Annotated in this window: 19 protein-coding genes; 4 read left to right on the top strand and 15 right to left on the bottom strand. The window is 44.7% G+C overall.

What is annotated here, in order from left to right; genetic code table 11:
* Window positions 1-99: 99 nt before the first annotated feature.
* Window positions 100-1,167 carry a LacI family DNA-binding transcriptional regulator gene (locus NLX82_RS10880; protein ID WP_076156968.1) on the bottom strand — a complete coding sequence of 356 codons (1,068 nt, stop codon included), beginning with the start codon at window positions 1,165-1,167 and terminating at the stop codon, window positions 100-102.
* 279 nt (window positions 1,168-1,446) lie between these two features.
* Here NLX82_RS10880 and NLX82_RS10875 point away from each other — a divergent pair, with 279 nt between their 5' ends.
* Complete coding sequence (locus tag NLX82_RS10875) at window positions 1,447-3,138, top strand: ABC transporter substrate-binding protein (protein ID WP_254348015.1); 1,692 nt, start codon at window positions 1,447-1,449, stop codon at window positions 3,136-3,138.
* 72 nt (window positions 3,139-3,210) lie between these two features.
* Here NLX82_RS10875 and NLX82_RS10870 read toward each other — a convergent pair whose 3' ends face one another.
* Genes NLX82_RS10870 through NLX82_RS10860 form a run of 3 tightly spaced genes read right to left on the bottom strand, consistent with a single transcriptional unit; the run spans window position 3,211 to window position 5,419 of the window.
* Window positions 3,211-4,434 (bottom strand): MFS transporter, encoded by a 1,224-nt coding sequence (locus NLX82_RS10870; RefSeq protein ID WP_028542786.1) that lies wholly within the window; start codon window positions 4,432-4,434, stop codon window positions 3,211-3,213.
* A gap of 2 nt (window positions 4,435-4,436) precedes the next feature.
* Window positions 4,437-4,997, bottom strand: coding sequence for a GNAT family N-acetyltransferase (locus NLX82_RS10865; protein WP_028542787.1), 561 nt, complete (start codon window positions 4,995-4,997; stop codon window positions 4,437-4,439).
* 59 nt (window positions 4,998-5,056) lie between these two features.
* A complete protein-coding gene (locus NLX82_RS10860) occupies window positions 5,057-5,419 on the bottom strand; it encodes a DUF2500 domain-containing protein (protein WP_023988085.1) in 363 nt (120 codons plus the stop codon).
* A 407-nt stretch (window positions 5,420-5,826) separates the two neighbouring features.
* On the opposite strand from NLX82_RS10860, the gene nrdI reads away from it, so the two are divergent.
* From nrdI to nrdF, 3 genes are all read left to right on the top strand, one after another.
* Complete coding sequence (gene nrdI, locus NLX82_RS10855; protein WP_016819181.1) at window positions 5,827-6,186, top strand: class Ib ribonucleoside-diphosphate reductase assembly flavoprotein NrdI; 360 nt, start codon at window positions 5,827-5,829, stop codon at window positions 6,184-6,186.
* Window positions 6,173-8,257, top strand: a complete 2,085-nt coding sequence (nrdE, locus tag NLX82_RS10850) for a class 1b ribonucleoside-diphosphate reductase subunit alpha (RefSeq protein ID WP_028542788.1) — start codon at window positions 6,173-6,175, stop codon at window positions 8,255-8,257. The genes nrdI and nrdE overlap by 14 nt, the downstream gene beginning before the upstream one ends.
* Before the next feature lie 220 nt (window positions 8,258-8,477).
* Entirely contained in the window at window positions 8,478-9,443 is a 966-nt protein-coding gene (nrdF, locus tag NLX82_RS10845; protein ID WP_028542789.1) for a class 1b ribonucleoside-diphosphate reductase subunit beta, read from the top strand.
* 193 nt (window positions 9,444-9,636) lie between these two features.
* Here the strand turns inward: nrdF and NLX82_RS10840 are convergent, their stop codons facing one another.
* The 11 genes from NLX82_RS10840 to NLX82_RS10790 all read right to left on the bottom strand — a co-directional run bounded on the left by NLX82_RS10840 (window position 9,637) and on the right by NLX82_RS10790 (window position 21,404).
* Window positions 9,637-10,890, bottom strand: coding sequence for an MFS transporter (locus NLX82_RS10840; RefSeq protein WP_254348013.1), 1,254 nt, complete (start codon window positions 10,888-10,890; stop codon window positions 9,637-9,639).
* Between the two features lie 155 nt (window positions 10,891-11,045).
* The gene (locus NLX82_RS10835; protein ID WP_023988081.1) at window positions 11,046-11,519 is read right to left on the bottom strand and encodes a MarR family transcriptional regulator; all 474 of its coding nucleotides are present in this window, start codon (window positions 11,517-11,519) and stop codon (window positions 11,046-11,048) included.
* 160 nt (window positions 11,520-11,679) lie between these two features.
* Window positions 11,680-12,105: a VOC family protein gene (locus tag NLX82_RS10830; RefSeq protein ID WP_053325184.1), complete on the bottom strand. Its 426-nt coding sequence runs from the start codon at window positions 12,103-12,105 to the stop codon at window positions 11,680-11,682.
* Between the two features lie 91 nt (window positions 12,106-12,196).
* Window positions 12,197-12,847: a hypothetical protein gene (locus tag NLX82_RS10825; protein ID WP_028542792.1), complete on the bottom strand. Its 651-nt coding sequence runs from the start codon at window positions 12,845-12,847 to the stop codon at window positions 12,197-12,199.
* A gap of 25 nt (window positions 12,848-12,872) precedes the next feature.
* Window positions 12,873-13,412 (bottom strand): GrpB family protein, encoded by a 540-nt coding sequence (locus NLX82_RS10820; protein WP_053325183.1) that lies wholly within the window; start codon window positions 13,410-13,412, stop codon window positions 12,873-12,875.
* A gap of 90 nt (window positions 13,413-13,502) precedes the next feature.
* The gene (locus NLX82_RS10815; RefSeq protein WP_028542794.1) at window positions 13,503-15,611 is read right to left on the bottom strand and encodes a class I SAM-dependent methyltransferase; all 2,109 of its coding nucleotides are present in this window, start codon (window positions 15,609-15,611) and stop codon (window positions 13,503-13,505) included.
* 122 nt (window positions 15,612-15,733) lie between these two features.
* Window positions 15,734-17,266, bottom strand: a complete 1,533-nt coding sequence (locus NLX82_RS10810; protein WP_319016732.1) for an NAD(P)H-binding protein — start codon at window positions 17,264-17,266, stop codon at window positions 15,734-15,736.
* Between the two features lie 237 nt (window positions 17,267-17,503).
* Window positions 17,504-17,848: a DUF3024 domain-containing protein gene (locus NLX82_RS10805; protein WP_231517263.1), complete on the bottom strand. Its 345-nt coding sequence runs from the start codon at window positions 17,846-17,848 to the stop codon at window positions 17,504-17,506.
* A 235-nt stretch (window positions 17,849-18,083) separates the two neighbouring features.
* Window positions 18,084-19,055, bottom strand: a complete 972-nt coding sequence (locus NLX82_RS10800) for a glycoside hydrolase family 43 protein (protein ID WP_068940562.1) — start codon at window positions 19,053-19,055, stop codon at window positions 18,084-18,086.
* A gap of 40 nt (window positions 19,056-19,095) precedes the next feature.
* On the bottom strand, window positions 19,096-20,481 hold the full coding sequence (locus tag NLX82_RS10795; protein ID WP_076156991.1) for an arabinan endo-1,5-alpha-L-arabinosidase: 1,386 nt from the start codon (window positions 20,479-20,481) through the stop codon (window positions 19,096-19,098).
* 80 nt (window positions 20,482-20,561) lie between these two features.
* On the bottom strand, window positions 20,562-21,404 hold the full coding sequence (locus NLX82_RS10790; RefSeq protein ID WP_023988072.1) for a carbohydrate ABC transporter permease: 843 nt from the start codon (window positions 21,402-21,404) through the stop codon (window positions 20,562-20,564).
* Window positions 21,405-21,423: the final 19 nt, after the last annotated feature.

The raw sequence follows: 21,423 nt of genomic DNA, 5'->3' as shown, positions 1-21,423 counted from the left end.
GACAAAATACAAAATAAAAGTCGCCCTCTGCCCCTAAACAGGCTAAAAGCGACCTCCTTCGTCTCCACGGTGTATGGTGTCATAACACGTATCTGGACATTAACTATATGTGATTGTGCTGATGGAACGCTCACGGTCATCATTTTCCCGACTGATCCGGGGTGCATGAACTTCCCGTACGAATAGCTCAGCATGTAGCAATTTTTTCTCGACAGGCGAGTCCGGGTTCGTTATGCGCCACAACAACTGGTCCACTGCACGCATTCCCAGCAATTCCTTATCCACTCTCACCGTGGCATAAATCGGCATTTGTTCATTCGTATCGTCAAACCCGGTCACTCCGCAACGCCTCGGAACGTCAATCCCCTTTTCTTTCAGCACATCCACGACTTGCGCAGCAGTCACATCATTAGCACATACAAAAACCTCAGGCAGTTCGTCCTCAGACAACTTGTCCATTTCCTCAGCAAGCGCCTGCGCTCCTCCGTGAAGAAGGGCTTTATTCTGCCGCAATTCTACTCCGCTCATTTCCAGTGTGGAACGACAAGCTTCCCAGCGTTCGTAGAAACTGTGAGCGTCATCAATATGACCCACAAACTGAAAGCGGGTATAGCCCCTGCACAGCAAGTCCTTCATTAATTCACTCATGCATGTGCGATTATCTGTAAACACCGTATCACTTAAAAATGCAGAATCCCAATGATCTACCATAACGACCGGAATACCCATCCGATAAATGTTCAGCAACAACGAAGTTGAAATCGTTCCTACTGTGATAATCCCTTTAATCGCCTCCGGGTTCAGTAGAGAAAACGTATCTTCAGTCGAGGGCTCCGTTAACGTGATCATATCCATACCCTTACGGTTCAGACGCTCGGAAATCCCTTCAAATACAGGCCCCCAGTACCTGGATTCCCTGTTCTGGTACCTAATATTCGGAAATAACACTAGCACGGTACCCGACCATTCTCTGGGATCTGTGTCCCGAGGCTCTACCCCTGTCATTTTGGGATGATTGCGAAAATAGCCCATCTGGGCAGCAAGCTTGACCAGAACCGCCCTTGTCTCTTCACTTACACCGGGTTTGCCTGACAGTGCACGCGAAACAGCGAACTTTGAAACGCCCGCCGCATCCGCAATTTCTTGCAACGTTACTTTTCCACGCATCTTCTCACCCAACCCTATTCGGAGTCTTTTTCTACCTTAATCTTTCTAATACACGGGTGTACCTATAAACTGGTACCATCGTAGCATACTTTGTTTTAGATCATCAAATGATAGATTTGTACAAATCCACACCCTCCACCAAAATATGTTTGCTTAATAAAAAACAAACCGCATAACAAACAATTATAAATAACTTGACGTGAGGTTTTTTATTTCCTACAATTTACTATTGAAAGCACTTACATTGTGTAAATCATACTTATTAAGGGGGATTTGCAAATGTTCATGAACAGGTCGGTACGTCAGAGCTCCATCCTGCTCCTGTCTTTGCTGCTGCTCGTTACAACGGGCTGTGCGAACGGAACAAGCAGTAAGGCAGAAAAGGAAGATCCTAATGACACCAGCCCTATTACATTTACTTTCTTTGGCGGTGATTCCAGCTCTAACTGGAACAACATGAAGGATGCTGTCGGGCAGGAAATTATCAAGAAAACGGGCGTTACGCTAAATGCCGAACATGCTGTCAATGGTCGAGGCGAGGAAAAGTTTGCTTTAATGGCAGCGAGCGGAGAGTATCCAGATCTCGTGTACCCCAAATCAGACATTGGCAAGTTGGTCGATGCCGGAGCACTCATTGACTTAACAGATCTCATTGATAAATACGGCCCTAACATTAAGAAAGTCTATGGAGACTATTTTAATCGTATTAAATATAGTAGTGAAGATCCAGCCATCTACACGATCCCGACCAATTTGGGTGTGGATCACATCGCGTTTGATGCACAAGCCGGCTTCGAAATCCAGCATCAGGCACTTAAGAAGCTTGGATATCCTAAAATCCGCACCGTTCAAGATTTTGAAAAAGCACTTAAAGATTATGTCGCCAAATACCCTACTACCAATGGCCAGCGAACCATCCCCCTATCACTTGATGCCGAAGACTGGAAAATTCAAATTACAGTGACTAACCCGGCTGTTACTGCTACAGGTGGACCCGACGATGGCGAATATTATATTGATCCTAAAACACACAAAGCCATTCTTCACTACAAGCGCCCAGAAGAACGTGAATATTTCCGTTGGTTGAACCATATGTACAATGAAGGACTGTTGGATAAGGATACTTTTGTGCAAAAAAGTGATCAGTATAAGTCCAAAATCGCCGCAGGCCGTGTCATCGGACTCATTGATCAGGAATGGAACTATCAAGATGCCGAAAATGCGCTCAAGGCAGCAGGTAAGGATGAATTCACTTACGCCCATTTTCCAGTCACTTTAAATGAGAAATACGAGGATCATTCCCTTCAACCCATTGGCTTCGATACCGCATCCGGGATCGGAATTACAACCTCATGTGAAAATCCGGTGCGAGCTATCAAGTTTCTGGATTTTCTGGCCTCCGACGAAGGACAAATTTTACGCAATTGGGGAATTGAAGGCCAGCATTACAACGTAGAGAACGGCAAACGAGTCATTCCGGCGGATGTGCAACAACGTAAAAACACCGATAATGCTTCTTTTAGCAGAGAGTCAGGTATCGGTTTGTACTGGATATGGGGGCCACATTACGGCGATAGCGTAAAGGACCCTTCTGGCAACTATTACACAACCAATTATCCGGAGATGATTACCGAAAATTATAGTCAAATCGAAAAAGAGTCCCTTCAGGCATACAAAGCCCAGACGTGGAAAGACCTGTTCCCGAACGAAAAGGATTTTCCGGTAAAAGAGTGGGGGGCTGCCTACAACATGCCTGTTCCGACCAATACAAATTACAATGTTATTTATCAGAAGTCGCAGGACATTGTACGCAAACGGATTCCTGAGGCCGTACTCGCCAAGCCAGATCAGTTCGACGCTGTGTATGACCGCATGCTCCAAGAGCTGGATCAGGCGGGTGTGCCAAAAGCTGAAGAAATCTACACTGGCCTAATCCAAAATCGCCTGAAACTGTGGTACGGCGAAAAATAGGGTTTGCTTTTTAAAGAAATATTATAGGGCTGACAGACCATGCTGTTCAGCCCTTCTACATTAACTTTTATATTAAACATTCTGTTTGGTTTCTTTTTCTTTCCAAGAATTACTTTTGCCTGAAACACGATTGACGTGAAACAATAAAATGATAGGAATCAACGCAATCCCGCCACACATCACCCAAGATATTTGAATAGGTGTTTGATCGGAAGACAAATCCGTAAAATTACGACTGATGATACCTGTCACGATTAAACCTACGCACATGCCTAATTGTGAAATCGCAGAATCCAGAGATAGTAGTGTAGAACGATACTCATTAGAGATTCTTTTGTTCAGAAAAATTTGTTTGGCAACCGGATACATGCCGCGCCCAATTTCATAGATCAAAAAGGTAAGCAGTACAGGATAAAATGTGTTGAACGCACCGGCTAAAATGAGCCATATCCCAATCATACCGCAAGCATACATGAGTATATGTACATCACTGTATCGTGCGCCTAGCTTTCGAACCAGGTAACTTCCCAAAGTCATACATAGTGAATACCCTGCCTTGATAAACCCCATAATCCAAATCCCTTGTTCAGAAAGGCCAACCAGACGTGGCTGTTGAAATGTATTCCCCGCCGAGTTCGAAAAGCTGATAAATAAGCCAATCATAAACACAATCCAGATAGACTTATTTTCAAAACCGATACGGACGCTTTCTCCGATAATCGTTTTAATGCGAGTAGTAGACGTCTTTCGATGAGCAACATTCTCCTCATCCATATAAAAGGAGCATAGAAAAATGCATACAATAATAGATAAAATGCTAGCCGCCCATGGAAGTGAATAGTTAAAAGTTGCGAGGAAGGCCCCCAACAGACCACAAATAAATCCCGAAATGTACTGTATACTGTTAGAGGTTGTAAAAAGAACTTCCATGGGCTTATCACTATTTTCCACAACCCATGATTCCAACGAACCTGATTGTAAACATATAGCCAGACCCCCAAAGACTTGCGCAAACACAAGCACCCCGATATGATCTGTCCAAACGAACAACACACTATAGAGTAGAAAACAACAAAGTCCCAAAATAACAGAAATTTTTCTTCCATACTTATCTGCAATAGCCCCTGTGGGTATCTCAAACAAAAAAATACTTACAAAGAATACAACTAGTAAGAAGTTTGCACTCTGCAAAGAAAGTCCTTTAGCTAATAGAAAAAGGATGAGCGTAGTCCCCGTGATTTCACTCATAAAAAATTGAAGAAAGCTGACGGAGTAAAATAGCTTATGAGATTGCACTCTTAGGATTCCGTCGCTTGCTCTGCAGCCTCGTATTCGCTTCGCAAAATCCCCATCTGAATAATGTCATAGTATTGCCCTTCCCTGAATAGCTTTTCCCGTAGCCGCCCTTCCTCCTTGAAGCCGCATGCCAAATAGCAACGGTGTGCACGTTCATTGAACGCATAGACCTCCAGCTCCAGCCGATGCAGATTCAGTGTATGAAATGCAAATTTTTGTAACAGCCGGATCGCTTCCCGTCCGTAGCCTTTGCCCAAGTCACCGTCACGCCCGATCACAACACCAAGGGTGGCGTGCCGATTTACCCAGTTGATTTTAAATAAATCCAGTTGTCCGATATAGTCCAGTGTGTCTTTATGCGCAATGACAAAACCTTTGATCTCGGGGTTGCCGTCAATCATCATCTGCAAAAAGGATTCGCTATTCACCTGTGAATGCGGGTAGATAAACACGTCGCTTAAACCACGTGTGATTTCCGGGTCATTGACCCATTTTCGGATAGCTGGTACATCTTCTTGACGGTATTCTCTCAATACAATTCGTTTTCCAATGATATGCGGCATCGTAATCTTCCCTCCAATTATGTATTTGTTTTGGCAATACTAACTCCCCGCCAACACCTTTATGCTTCCATTACTCTTACAAACTCCAGAAAACGTGTACCTTTATAATGAAGCTCCCCACGATCCCCGATCACAATCATACCAAAGTCCGTATCCTTCACCTCCAGCTCCATACGCTCACCCCCGTCAAACTCAAAGGTGATATAATAATATGTCGAAGCTGAAAAATCGCCTGATCCCCCACGCACTCTCGTCCGTTTATCCACAACCTTACATGAACGTTGTATCCGTTCGGCTGCTTGATTGGACAGGCCCGCTCCTATCGTTTTGACAATTCCCATAATCATTACAATAGCAATGAGTCCAAATACGATAAAAAAGATCATATTAAACGATTGAAATTCCATAAAATCATTTCCCATCTGCTTCATCCTTTCTACAGTAAAATGTAAATTTTCCATTCTATTGCCCATTGACAAATCGTACATCTTCACCCTCAAAAACTCCAATACTTTTTTAACATACTTACGAAAAAAAAGTTCTTTCGCTCTTTTCCGTACCCCGCTTGGACTTATACCCGATCTGGGTCCGCTGATCCCCTCTAGACCGATTGACAAAACTATATATAGATATAAAATAGAGAATGTACTCTAAATATAGTGTAAAAAACGTATTTATGCCCGATATCTTGAAGATACAGGTATGAAAATACATGTAAATATAGAGTCAAAAATTTTAAATGGCACAGCCAGCAAGGGTTTCCAGCTATGATGGATCTCGGGCAATGCCGTTTTCTTTTTTCGTTAATTGTTTAAGGAGGTTGCATACCATGCTGATTGCATATGATTCCAAGACCGGCAATGTAAAAAGATTTATAAACAAGCTCAAGCTTCCAGCGGTTCAGATCGAGGAGCAAATGACTATAGAAGAACCTTACGTACTTATTACATATACAACCGGGTTTGGGCAGATACCTGAGAGGGTATCTTCCTTTTTGAAAAAAAATGCACAAAACCTTGTTGGTGTAGCTGCAAGCGGCAATCGTAACTGGGGTGAGAAATTTGCCAAAAGTGCGGATTTGATTGCCGACCACTATAATGTCCCCGTAATTAGTAAATTTGAATTATCTGGAACGTTCGGAGATGTAGAGCGTTTTAAACAGGAGGTGAGCCGAGTTGCGGCATATTGAATTGAACAACATGTTGATGAAACGCGATACAGACGGCTTTTTCCAATTGGAAAAGGACCAAGAGGCTGTAGCAGAATTTATGAAGGAAGTTCAGGAACGGAGTTTGAAGTTTGCTGACACAGCCGCTCAAGTGCTGTATATGATTGAGAATGATTATTACGAAAATTTCTATAACAGCTACACGGCTGACGAAATTAATGATATTTTCCATATCACTCATAGCTATAATTTTAAATTCCCTTCCTATATGGCAGCATCCAAGTTTTATACCGACTATGCAATGAAGAGTAACGACCGTAAAGTCTATCTGGAACATTACCCTGACCGGGTTGCTGCTGTCGCGCTGCATTTAGGACGCGGTAACGCCGATACGGCACGCCTGTTGTCCCGCTCGATGATGGAGCAACGTCTCCAGCCAGCGACACCAACCTTCCTGAATGCAGGCAAAAGCCGCCGTGGGGAATTGGTTTCCTGCTTCCTGCTCGAAATGGACGACTCCCTGAACTCAATCAACTATGTGCTGAACACCTGCATGCAGTTGTCCAAAATCGGGGGCGGTGTTGCGGTCAACCTGTCGAAACTGCGGGCACGCGGTGAAGCAATTAAGGGTGTAGAAGGCGCAGCAAAAGGCATAATGCCTGTGCTGAAGCTGATGGAAGACGGCTTCTCCTACGCAGATCAAATGGGACAACGTAAAGGTTCTGGCGCAGCCTATTACAACATTTTCGGATGGGACGTGCTTGAGTTCCTGGATAGCAAAAAAATCAATGCTGACGAAAGAGTACGTCTCAAGACACTTTCTATTGGATTACTGGTGCCAAACCGCTTTTACAAGCTGGCTCAAGATAATGAACCGCTGCATGTATTTGCTCCTTACAGTGTGTTCAAAGCCTATGGAACGCATCTGGACGACATGGATTTGGATGAAATGTACGACACGCTGCTTGCTGACGATCGGGTGAAGAAAAAAATAGCGATGAGCGCACGTGACATGCTGACGAAAATTGCCATGATTCAGTTGGAGTCTGGTTATCCATATATCATGAACAAAAGTAACGCGAACCAGGCACATGCTCTTAAAAACGTGGGTCAAGTCAAGATGTCGAACCTATGCACGGAAATCTTCCAGTTGCAGGAAACTTCCGAAATTACAGATTACGGACAACAGGATACTATCCGCCGGGACGTGAGCTGTAATCTGGCTTCTCTGAACATTGTAAATGTGATGGAACATGGTAAAATTCGCGAATCTGTTCATGAGGGTATGATCGCGCTCACTTCAGTCAGCGATATGACCCAAGTAGCTAATGCACCAGGTGTTGCGAAAGCGAACCGTGAAATGCACTCCGTCGGTCTGGGTGTTATGAATCTGCACGGCTACTTTGCCAAAAACAAAATTGCGTATGAAAGCAATGAAGCAAAAGACTTTGTCCGTACCTTCTTCATGACGATGAACTATCATTCCATCGAAAAGAGTATGGAAATCGCGAAAGCAGCTGGACAAAGCTTTTATGGATTTGAGGAATCGGATTATGCGACAGGCGTATATTTTGACCGATACCTGAACACAGATTATCGTCCGACAACTGCACGTGTGCAAGAACTGTTCAAAGGCATCTATGTTCCGACTTCAGCGGACTGGGACAAATTAAAAGCAAATGTGATGAAAAATGGCCTGTACCACGCCTATCGTATGGCAATTGCGCCGACTGCTAGCATTTCGTACATTCAAAATGCAACATCCAGCGTCATGCCGATTGTTGAGCAGATTGAAACCCGTACCTATGCCAATTCGACGACCTACTATCCAATGCCTTATTTGCAAAAGGATAACGTGTTCTTCTATAAATCCGCTTATCAAATGGATCAGTTCAAAGTGCTTGATCTGATTGCAGAAATCCAGCCGCACGTGGACCAAGGGATTTCGACCGTGCTTCATGTGAATAGTGACGTGACTACGCGTCAGTTAGCACGTTGCTATCTGTACGCCGCACACAAAGGACTTAAATCGTTATACTACACACGCACCAAAAAGCTGTCTGTGGAAGAGTGCCTCACCTGCTCCATCTAAAACATAAATGGTAACAAACTGTAGTATAAAAATTAGATTTTGAATAGATATGGATGCTTTGCATTAGAAGCTGTATCCAGCGTGTGGTTCAGACCTTTTACGGGACTGGACAAGACCCTCGCGGATACAGCTTCCGTATGTCAAGCATACGATGATTCGCCTGCACTATTTCAATATGTGTTTCCAGGGAATCTCGCAAGCTGAAGGGAGAATGCTAACAATGACAGGTATACAAGCTGTAAACTGGAATCGCTCGGACGATGATTTCACACTGATGTTCTGGAACCAGAACATTATGCAATTTTGGACGGATGATGAAATCCCGTTGTCTGACGATAAAATGTCCTGGGTAACCCTCAGTGATATCGAAAAAGAAGCCTACATGAAGGTGCTGGGCGGATTGACGCTACTGGATACCATTCAAGGCGGCGTGGGTATGCCGCAAATTATGGAGCATGTGGACGGACTGCAACGCAAAGCCGTACTAAGCTTTATGGCGATGATGGAACAAATTCATGCCAAGTCGTACAGTAGCATCTTTACAACGCTAGCTTCCACGGAAGAAATTGACGGTGTGTTCCGCTGGGTGGAAGAAAATCCACATCTCCAAACCAAGGCAGAAACCATTCGTCAGTATTATATGAATATCCACACACCCAAAGACCTGTATCTCGCTATGGCAGCGTCGGTGCTGTTAGAAAGCTATTTATTTTATAGCGGCTTCTTCTACCCTCTTTATTTGGCGGGCCAGGGCAAGCTGACATGCAGTGGAGAAATTATCGATTTGATCCTGCGGGATGAAAGTATTCACGGTGTGTACGTAGGTGTACTGGCACAGGAGATTTATGCAGAATTGGCCGAGGAAGAACAACGTGATCTTTACCAGACGCTGGTAGGCTTGCTCCGCTACTTGCACAATAACGAGGAACAATACACCGAGCAAATTTACACTCCTATTGGACTCGTAGACGATGTGAAAGTCTTTTTGCGCTACAACGCCAACAAGGCCATGATGAACTTGGGCTTTGATCCACTGTTTGAAGAAGAAGAAGTTAATCCCATTGTATTCAACGGTATCAGCACCCACACTAAGCAGCATGATTTCTTTTCTAAAAAAGGAAACGGCTATGTGCGGGCGATGAATGTAGAGCCGCTGACAGATGATGATTTTAATTTTAGCGTATAAGTACAAATACGTGAAATTAATTTAGCAAGGTGATACTATGAAGAGCCATCCGCATGCGGTTGGCTCAGACTGTAAACAAAGTAGATAGTTTACATATTTCAGGATTTTGCAAAATTCGATTCCAGTCGCTCCGAAGTGCAAGATATAGACGAACTATACCATTTCGATCTATATCTTGTTCATTGGAAGTCGCTTATGGGATTTTTGCAAAATCCTCATTTACTTGCGTTCGCTTATATAAAACTGGTATTGCCGCTGCTATAAGGATCATACCCATAAAAGCGGGTGCGGCATGACCAAGTGACACATAGATTTGACCTCCAATGATAGGCCCAATCATTCTTGCTAAAGCCTGAATAGATTGACTACCTCCTTGAATCCTTCCTTGTTCACTAGAATCGACAGACTTGGAGAGCATCCCATTGAATGAAGGCCCAAAGATCGAATCACCAAAACCAAATATAAACATTCCAGCGATAAAAAGAGGATAGAATGAGAACAAAGTAGATAGCGCAATAAGACTGTAGCCTATAATCTCCGAAACCATTCCAAGAATTGCTATCTGTTTATCATTAAATTTTATCAAAAGCTTTGGCATGATGAAACCTTGTGAAATGATGTCTTGGAAGCCCATAATTGAAAACATAAGTCCGATTAGTGCAGGCTTCCAACCGAAGGTATCCATTGTAAATTGTGAAAAAACGGCCTGTAAAGATCCGTTGGGTATCCAAAGTAAGAACGCCGAGACAAGTAGCCTTTTTAAGCTTTTCATGGAAAGTATGTTTGCAAGCTGTGTAAGTGGATTCAGTCTTACAAAGGTAATCTCTTTCAGTCTATTATTCTTGGCAAGGCTCTCTGGCATAAAAAAGAATCCATAAACAACATTCAATAAAGTTATGATTGCTCCAAAATAAATAGGTACAGAATAACCAAACTTGGCAAGTAATCCGCCTAGAGTTGGGCCAATGACAGTGCCTACACCTACAACCGCACTCACCCATCCAAAGTATTTGGTTCTCTGTTCTGGAGGAATGATGTCTGCAAAATATGCGAAGATCGTGCTTATGCTCCCACCTGTTATCCCCTCTATTATGCGTCCCGCAAATAGTACCCATAGAGCTCCTCCTATGCCAAAAACCAAGTACCCGATTGCGGAACCCAAAAGGCATACTAAGAGCAATGTACGACGGCCATATTTGTCACTCAGAGCTCCAAGTACGGGGGCCGCAAAAAACACGCAGAAGGCATAAACAGAGGTCAGCAGCGTGACAACGATAGCTTGTTGTCCCGGATTGCTTATATAAGGCTGTACTAAGAATGGGACGACAGGTGCTATGATACTGAAGCCTATTCCGCAAAGAAACACAGAGATAAGACCGAATATTAAAGCGTGTTTATCTACGGTTTGTTCTGTGTTCTGTTCATGGTGTGATCTAAATTTGAACATTAAATTCTCCCCTCAAAAATTGTTATTTCGCTTCCTCGGAAGCAAAAATATCGTATCACAGTTTTGCTTCCTCGGCAACAAAACAGTAGCAAAAAAAATGCAGCCCGTTCTCAATAGAACCCAGCTGCCTGTGGTTTGATTTTCATTATTCAAATTTATTCCGACTTAATATCTACACCCTGTTTCTTTATTTCTGCATCCAAATGCCTACTATACTTTTCCAGGAAGCTAATCATACTGTCAAATTGCTCCTCAGTTACCTGCTCAAATACAGCTTTATCCCGCTCTTGAAACTCTTTGTGCAGTTCCTCATGGATTTTATAGATTACTTTCCCTTGCTCCGTAAGCCTAAAATAGATTTCTTTCTTGTTATCCGGCTTCTGGTAGCTTTCGATAATGCCTCTTTTTATGAGCTTCTTAGTTATTTTACTTATGGCACCGCTAGTCATATAAAGGGACTCCGCAAGTTTTGTCACGTTGGAATCTACATTTCTTTCAATGTATTCGATGCAATGTACTTCAGAAGACTTATAACCCTTAAGACTGTCTTCCATCTTATCCTTATTAAGCCAAACCATCTTGTTATATAAGTCCCTGAAGCCCATTATGACCTGTTCTTCTTTGTTCATGGCCTGTCCTCCCACCCGTTGGTGCATTAACAACATAATATAATATATTTTTGTTTCTATTTCAACAATATTAAAATCATTATTTATTCTAGGAATTGAACTATACGTAAAAAAAACGGCCAGATCGCTAAAGTAGCGGAATCGAGCCGTTTTCCATTTCTTAAGACCGAGCCTCTGTGAACATTTGAAAGGTGACACCAAACTTGTCTGTTACATTCCCATAAGCGGGACTAAAATGGGTTTCCTGCAAAGGCATTCCCACCTGTCCTCCTTGCTGTAGAGCATCAAACATTTTTTGAGCTTGCTCCACACTATCGGTTGTAATACAGATACTCACCTGATTCCCGCTGCTAAACGGTGATCCGGGAAAGGTATCAGAAAACATGAGCTCTGTCTCACCCACTTTAAGGGTAGCATGTCCCACACGTTCCTTGACCTCTGCGGGAATGGGAAAATCGGGGTTTTCCGGCATTTCCCCAAAGGTTTGAATAAAAAGCAGTTGAGCATCCAATGCCTCTTCATAAAATTCGATTGCTTCTTTTGCATTTCCATCCATCGTGATGTAAGGAATCAAACGTTTGGACATCTTCAACACAGCTCCTTTAATTCGAGGTGATTACCCAGCCATTTCTCCTGTATTATATACAAAACTTGTCAAGAAAAACAAATCTGTATTCTTAGCTTTCATGCACCTGAACGCCAAGCTGCTTTAGCTCCTTTATCGCTTCCGTAACGTTACGCTGTGGATGAAGCGCAGAGATCATCTGTGCAGTGACCGGAACGCCGTTGAAAATCTGGCTTACCACCCCTAGAGAAATCGGCAACTCATAGTAACTTTCAGCCCAATCCTGATATTCCTCCGGTGTAACTATAATTTTCCCCAGCAAAAAGGATGAGCCATCGTCATACGCCTCGGGAATGTTCGCATTGCCCATACGCCACTCCTTATCTTCCGCTTCCCTCCACATACAAAAGGTAACGTCCTCCTTCTCCAGCGCTTCGTCTTCCAAGAGCTCCATCATATCATCAGGCACACCGTCGTACATGCCCGGCCAGACCTCATATTCGTCTCTCGCATGAGGACTTACAGGGGATTCGTGGTCAAAACCCTTCAACAGCACACCTCCACGCGTCCATAGCATATGAATCGTATCTCCAGCGCCGTTGTTCACCTCACCCAGGCATACATCACCAGACCATTCAGATTGCATACGATACGTGCGTAACCAATCTTCTGGGGACAATATAATGTCCAGCGCTGACAGCAGCATCATTCTGTCTTTTAAACCATTCGGCGTTACCTGTGCATCAAGCATCATATTCTTCATCATTCCTCCACCTTGTCCATGCGTACTAAGAATTCATCTGTCCCTGCCTATATCTTTCAAGCTTCGCCCGCTCAATCACCTTCCGAATGAATGGTCCTTTGGCTTCGGTATACGCTGCACGGTCATATTTGAATTGGTACGCCAAATCTTTTTTTAAAGTATCATACGCTCGCAGGCTATCAGGATGCGCTTTTAAGTAATCTCTGAACAATAGATGGTTTTCCCAATGCTCACCTTTATACTTGTAAATATGCAAGTGATGAGTCCCAGCTCCCCATTCTCCACGGCGAAAGAAAGCTCTCTCTGGAAAATCAGGCTTATGTACATATTCATATTGAAACCCTTGTAGACGCTCTCGATGTTCGGATTGAAGACTTGCCAACTCTTCTACTCCAACCATAATATCAATAATAGGCTTGGCTCCCAGATTAGGAACGGACGTACTACCGATATGCTCTATGCCGACACATACATCTTTGAGAGCCTCTACAATTTTCCTTTGCTCTCGCATATACTCTTCAGCCCACTGCGGGTCATACCCGGATATTTCCACCTGCGAGGACATACATGAACACACCTCCACTAGCTTTCTAAAAAATGCCTTCCAATCGTGCTTGGCACAAATCAGAAGGCATTCTCTTGTTCAAATTAAAAATCATTCAGCAATTCCAGCCCTATTATTCGGCTTCTCAATCACGATCAGACAGGTACTGTCTGGCAAAGGAACCCGCTGGCCCTGCTCATCCATGAACTCAACACGGCTGGACAGCGCCTCGGCATAGCCCTCCTGTAAATAATGGCGGCTCACCCGGATAATCGCTTGTGATCCAAGTGTGTTATGGATACACTCTTCATACTGTGACGGGGTAAAATAACCAAACTGCTCCTGCACTTCATGCACATAGGCTTCCGCCCCCCATGTATAGGTATATAGAAATTCCATCGCATCGTTCACTGGCAAAACAGCCTCATGCTCACCCACACGCTCTATTTCAATGTGGCGGCCTGCAAAATCTTGCGCATACCGCATCAGCCATTCCATTCCGTCCGGCTCCAAGAATCGAATTCGTCTGCGCTGCTCTACTGGTTCGGTCATAATACCGTCACGAATGATGATACGCCCGCCGGGTGCAAGCACACGATAGGCACTCTGCAAAGCAGCCTCCACCGTTTGTGGATTGAACCGAATTCCATCTCGTTCGATGTAGGAATAGAGCTCGTGAAGAATCGAAGAGAAGATGACCGTGTCCATGCTCCCCGTTTCCACATATTCCTCCAACCGAAGCGCATCTCCTTTGATGACATCCCAACGATGGCGCTCCAATTGCTTTTTACGTTTAAGTGCCTCAATGACATTCACAGAAATATCAAGACCTAATGGCTTCGCATCTGGTCTTTCCTGTTCGATCAGATCCAGCAGCACGCCCCCGCCGGGTCCAATATCCAGTATGCGGGTTCCCGTCACGTAATCCAAAATGACCCTTTTGTAATCTACGGTCTGGTTCATATCTGTAAGATACGTTTCCTCATTGTGAAAGCGATCATAAGCATCACGCCGTAATCCGAACAGATCGAACAGCAGCAGGACTGCTTTGTCATACAGAGGCGTTTTTTCTGCTTCAATACAAAAATCGATTAGTTTCTCAGCCGCAGATGAAAATACAAAATTAAAAAATACAGTACTCGGCAGCTCCTCTTTATGCTCCACGATCACACTCAAATGAGGATTATGCTTCCGTTTCCCTTTTGAGATGTCCTGCCAGGACAGTGCACTTAAATATTTTTCTATCATTCGTTTTTTATATACGTTAATTTTCTTGACACCACGATAGTCATAATACATCGTATTCATAAGCGATTCGAAGCTGATATGGCGAACGGTCGCAGGCTGTTCCTGCCCCGTCCCATCCCTTAATGTGAGTAAGAATACCTTTACCAGTTCTTGAAGTGAAAAATCCTGCAAAGCTGATTCTACATACCAAAGTGTCCGATTCTCCAACGGAGCCAGCGCCTTCTCTACATTCAACTCCTGCTCTAGTTCTGTGTAAGCCTGCTCGAACGGCTCTCCTTCATGAATCGAAACCGACCGTAATCTCTCCAGTCGCTCCTTTACACTCCAGACTACAGGAGCGTTATCCCATGCAATCCAGCCGATCAGCTGCTCTACTTCACTGCGTACTTGGTCCCATAATGCAGGTTCTACCCCGGCGATAATACACTCGTTCAGGGCCCGTAAAACAAGCTCCAGTTCCTCAGAGCTCAGCCAGCCCTTACGAGTAATTTCAAGCAGCAGTCGATTTTCCGCAAAAGGAATTTCTCCCCGTATATATTGCCCGATCAATCCATGCGTCTCAATCAGAATTCGGGTCATGCTATTGCGCGGGTACGCAGGGGACTCCGCTTGGGCCTGTCTGACATACAGTTGGGAGGAGCCGATGTTATGTACAAATAAATTAATGCCCTCATGCTGCCAGCGTAGCCGTTCGCGGACTGTACCTCCTTTGGCTGTCTCAGACCACACCAATACATCCTCCAGCAGCTCTTTAACCCAGAATGACAATGGAAGTCCGTCCAAAATAAGCAACGTACGCTCCACGTAATCCAGTACAGGATTGGCATCCTTTAACTCACCTATAGATCGAATGCGTTCCAAATTTACAATACGCTCCTCAGCCGAAACAAGCAGCTTTAACCAAGTCGGTGTATCCCAGGCCAGATCATTTTCTTTCCTGTAATTAGCAATGGCTTTTAACGATTGCAGCATTTTTCTCACCTCGTGTGATTCGGATTCGGTATGCACAGGAGACTTTGGATAGGACATTTGGATAAAACCTTGTATATATTACACTTTACCATACATTTGTAGCTTCCATCTCGTGGAAAATATTAAACATTTGTATCAATCAACCGCTTGACATACTTGCCAAACGCATACATAACCCCCAAATGTACTTTGGCCTGTGTATATTTATAAATAAACCAAGGCAGCGATGGCACATAATCATGAATGGCTACGACACAAATATTTGTACCGGGAATTTGCAGGAACTCAAGCCTGCCGCGATGGTCTTCCTTTACAGTGGCAAAAGTACCTCCTGTGATTCGATAGAGTGCAAACTCAGAGGTGCTCTGCGCACGGTCATAAATCATTTCTAACAACGGCTTTCGACTACCCAAGAGATACAACTGATAGGTATCCGGGCCCCGTGTCTCGACACGCACCCAAGGTTTTGCAAAGACCGGAAGCCAGGCCAAATAGCGTTCCCCGGCCCATGTTGCATCCTTACCAGGCGGGAGTTTGATCCGTTGCACCGAGCGTACATCAGATTTTAATGATCGAATTGCTGACTTTAACGGCTTTTTGGACTTGCTATGGGAATTCTTCTTATGCCGATATTCTTCTTCCTGCTCGAGTGAGGTTCGAGCTGCTTTGTCAAAGGAAATCTTCCCATCGCTGATGCCTTGAACCTTATGTTTCCGTTGCGCCACCATCGGATGAGCCAAGCTTTCAATCAGCGGATAAGCCATCTCTTTGGAGGCTCCAGTCACTAGGGTAACCCAAAGGCGGGACAGTTTGATCGTCAGCAACGGCACATTAAAAAAGCGACGCTTTTTATCCATTATTTCCGCTGTTCTTTGCATCATTTCTCTATATGTCATAACCTCCGGCCCGCCTACGTCTATAATTTGTTCATCAAGAGTACGGTTGCCGATGCTCCGATCCAGCGCATTCAAAATATCCTCCAATGCAATCGGGTGGGTCTTGGTTCGGGTCCAACGAGGCAGAATCATGACTGGTAATCTGCGAACGAGCTTGACCAAAATTGGAAACGATGAACCCTGTGGGCCGACGATCAAGCCTGCACGAATTGTGGTTACAGGTACTCCAAAAGACTTCAATACACGCTCAACCTCCAGACGGCTGCGTAAATGTCGGGATAGTTCATCCTCACTTGTATGCTCGGGAAGGATACCGCTCAAGTATACAATCTGCTTCACCCCGTTATTACGCGCTGCCCGGGCAAAATGCTCTGCCAAAATCACATCCATATCCTCAAATGTTCCTTGTGTCAGCTTCGCTGAGGGCAGCATGGAATGAATGAGATATACGGCATAATCCGCTCCATGTAATCCTTGATTTGCATCCTCCATGGAAAAAAAATCACACGAGCGCCATTCCACGTGCTCTGTATTTTTACGCTGATCTCCACTGCGGGATAAGGCAATGACATCTGCATGCTCAGTCAGCCTCTGCAGCAGATTATGCCCGATATAACCACTGGCGCCTGTCAGTGCAATTCGGGATCTGCCTTTTGGATACAATGCTCCAAGCTCCCGCTCTACTTGTCTTATCTCAGGTTCCGGTCGATACTGCTCATCTACACGCCTTTGTCTGTCATTACGTTGCTGCTCATTCACTACACACCGCTCCCCACTCGTTATCACGCTCTGTGTTTCACATACCCTGATTTACAGTGCCCGTAACAAGCCTCATGACAAGACATGGAAACGTAAACTAGACAGTGCCACCCCAGACAAAACAAATGACCGTAACCTCCATATAAGGAGTTACGGTCAGTCTGTTTACTTCCATATATAGTTTAACGGGACGACTCCCACTACCTCCATCTTCCGAACTTATCATTCTGCACTTCGTTAACCTGTCCAAAAAATACCTGCTGGATCTATTTCTACCTGTTCGAGCTGTTCTTCAAAGCACGGATTAGGTGCAATCTCTTTTACGCGCTGCCAGCTTTCAGCCTCTTGCCGGGCATATACATGCCAATGATTTTCCTCCCAGCGAAATTGGACAATGTCCGTGCGATCCCACGACTCAGTTTCATTAGAAGGCCTTTCCTCCGTCAAGATCAAACAGTTATCCTCTATTTGATAAATGAGCCGCACGTCAGAACGCACGTAGCCTGGCACCTTTAGCGCAATATAGCCATTCAGCAGGTATTCAACCTTTTTAACGGTAAACGGATCAATCCGCTTGTTCACGAGATTTCCACCCCTTGATCAATTCGTAAATATTACGATTTAAATATAGCAGAAATCGAAGTTTTTGAAAAGAGTCCTCCTTGCCGTCCCAAAAGCAAAAAGATATCCTCCAGCCTGAAGGCTCAGAAGATATCTTATTACTCTTGTTATACGCAGTCGAATCATAATTCCCTATGATTTCTAGAAAGTTACAGTACCGCTGTGCAACACGTCAACCATCTATAATAGATTTCGCTTATTTATCAACAGAAACGCCATCTGGTGCTGGAATACCAAAATCAGGTGTTCCATCTTCCTTCCAGTTGAACGGCTGAACACGTGTATGACGATTCGGATCATACAGCGGATCACCTGTAATTTCCTTGTAGTTTCGGGCGTGATATACGATTACATCGCTACCGTCAGCAGCAACCGTAAAACTGTTATGACCTGGCCCGAATTGTCCTGTTTCCTCATTGGTGCAGAATACCGGCTCAGGTGATTTCGTCCATGATTTCGGATCAAGTAAATCCGCATTCTCATCTGCTGTCAACAGGCCCATGCAATAATTGTGGTCTGTGGCGCTAGCTGAATAACTGATAAAGATCCGCCCGTTCCGTTTCAGAACCGCTGCTCCTTCATTCACCTTAAAACCGATGATTTCCCAATCATATTCAGGAGTGGAGATCATGACCTGCTCACCGCGCAGCGTCCATGGATTGCTCATTTCAGAAATATACAGATTGGAATTACCGACGATGTCCGGGTCCTTCTGAGCCCACACATAATACAGAACTCCATTATGCTGGAAGGTTGTCGCATCAAGGGCGAACGTCTCCCAACGGGTTTTGATCTGTCCTTTTTCCACCCATTCCCCTTCCAGAGGATTAGCTGAATCATTTTCAAGCACGAACATCCGGTGGTCGAACAGGCCTTCCTTCGTCTCCGTTGTACGAGCTGCTGCAAAATAAATGTACCATTTGTCGTTAATATAATGAATTTCCGGTGCCCAAATGTTCGCACTTAACGGGCCCGTTTCATATTTGTGCCACACTGCGACAGGCTCTGCCGTACTCAAGCCTTGAATAGTACTTGCTCGTCGAACCTCAATGCGGTCATACTCTGGCACAGATCCGGTGAAATAATAGTATCCGTCACTATGCTTGTAAATCCAAGGGTCTGCCCGTTGCTCAATGACCGGATTATTAAAGGGTACAGATTGATTCATGGTTATTCTCTCCTCTATGTGTAGTATGTAGTTCATACAATTAATCGCTGATACGTTTTCCCCAGATGGAAATTCCCTTTTCATTCATACCCGTGAAAATTAGAGTATGGCGGCCGAGCTCCCAGTCCCATGAAGGAAGCAATAACAGTTCTTCCTTTGTTCCTTCGGATGTATCGCTCCAATCCATTGTTAGAGTACGCTTGCCATCAAAGCTCCAGTGACCTTCAAGAGAACCACTGGTTGCCCGCCCTCCATCTTCAAGACGGAGCGGTTCAGCTTCCACCTGACCATCTACTTCCTGCCTTATCACGATGCGCTCCCAGTTGCCGGATAATAGCCTTTTGGGTATATCCTGCTCCTTTTCCCCCGCATAGCGCTCCGGAGAGACGACCGGCCAGCCCTCTGCCGTCCATAATATTTTGCGTACATGCAGGTACGGCCAGCTCTTGTCCGTTTCTCCCCGCGCATGATGTACAATATAATAATCCGCACCGTCCTTCAGGACAGAATTGTGACCTGGCGCAACCCAGCCTTCTCCTTCGCTGAACCGATATCCGCCCAATACCTTGTTTCCAATCTCGTATTGAGGCAAATAGCTGGTATCTGCCATGTCATGTCCATTCATGTCCACATAAGGCCCTGTGATAGAATCTGAGCGAGCAACGCGAACATTGTAGTCCTCGAACAAAGAATCATACGAGACGAACAAGTAGTATTTACGGAACATTGGATTGTACACAATGTAAGGCCCTTCTACAGCACCGTCCTCAGTTGCCCGATCTCTGGCAGCGATATTTTTGCCATAGCCGGACTCTTTAAGCTTTCCAGTCAGGGGATCAAGCGGCGTAATGTAAATACCGCCGAAAAAAGAGCCGTATACCATCCATGGATTTCCCTCTGCATCCAGCACCGGATTGGCATCAATCGCATTCAGCTTGTCATGCTCTCTCGTTTTAACGACCAGCCCCTCATCCTTCCAAGGGCCTTCTGGGGAGCTGGATGTCTGCAATCCGATCGCAGACCGTGTGCTGCCAAAGGTAGAAGCGGAGTAATACATCCGATAGGTATCACCCATCTTGATGATGTCCGGTGCCCACAGATTGGTTGATGATGACCACGCCTCCGCTTCCTTTGGAATGCCGGGGAGTGCATACTGAACCCAGTTCCAGTGAATCAGATCAGTCGATTTGCGTACCATAACACCAGGTCTCAATTCTCCACCTGTCTTTACATCCGTTGAGTAGACATAATAGCCTTGATCTGTTTTGATAATCGCCGGGTCATGTGCATTGTTAATGGTCCAGCGCTGTTCATCGTTAATCGTACTTTGATCATACAAGTGATCGGGAGGCGGAGCCTGCGGATACACAGGGTCCGGAGTGTTATCCCCACAGCCGGATAGACCCAGCATGAGCAGCATAACCATAACTGTTATTCTCCTCCTTCCTTTACCCATTACATATTGTGACTGCCTTACATCATTCATCCATACCCTCCAAGTGTCAATTAGCCTTTGACACCCGAAATGGCAACCGATTCAATAATTTGTTTCTGGAAGATCAAGAATATAATCAGTACAGGTAACAAGGCTATAATTGATGCTGCCATGATAAGCGGATAGTCCGTCTGAATGGCGTAAGTCGCATTAAAATTCGCGATAACCAGCTGCAGTGTCTGCGTTTCTGGTGAGTTCAAGTAAATAATCGGTGCCAAATAATCGTTCCAAATCCCCATGAACCATAAAATAAGCTGTGCTGCAACTGCTGGCTTAATGAGCGGGAACGTAATCGACGAATAGAGTCGGAAATAAGAACTTCCGTCAATTTTAGCAGCTTCGATAATGGCATCTGGTACACTAAGCAAGTACTGCCGCAGGAAAAAGATCATAACTACATTTCCGAACAAACCTGGAACAATCAGAGGCAGCAGTGTATCCACCCAGCCCAGTTTGGAAAACATCATAAACTGTGGAATCATAACCGTTGGGTATGGAATCATCATAGATGCGATGAGTGCCAGAAACAGTTTATTTTTATGAGGGAATCTCAGCTTTGCAAATGCAAAAGCGGCTACACTGGATGTAAAGGTACCTATAACGGTAACACTTACAGCCACAATCACACTGTTCTTGATCCCGCTTAACAAAGGTCCTGCTTCCCAAATTTCCTTATACTTGCCAAACTGGAACACCTCTGGTATCCATACTGGCGGAAGAGCAAAGACATCCTGCTTTTCTTTCACCGAAGTGGACAGCATCCAAAGCAGCGGCGCGATCATCACAATCGCTCCAATCGCTAGTACAATAAAGATAATGGTATTGGTAACTTTCGTTTTTTGACTATGGGACATAATCAGACTCACTCCTTTC

Origin of the sequence: Paenibacillus sp. A3M_27_13 (assembly GCF_024213315.1) — a bacterium.
In the GTDB taxonomy this organism is placed as follows: domain Bacteria; phylum Bacillota; class Bacilli; order Paenibacillales; family Paenibacillaceae; genus Paenibacillus; species Paenibacillus polymyxa_B.
The sequence above is the reverse complement of the archived record's forward strand: the minus strand, read 5'-3'. Positions and strand labels throughout refer to the sequence as shown.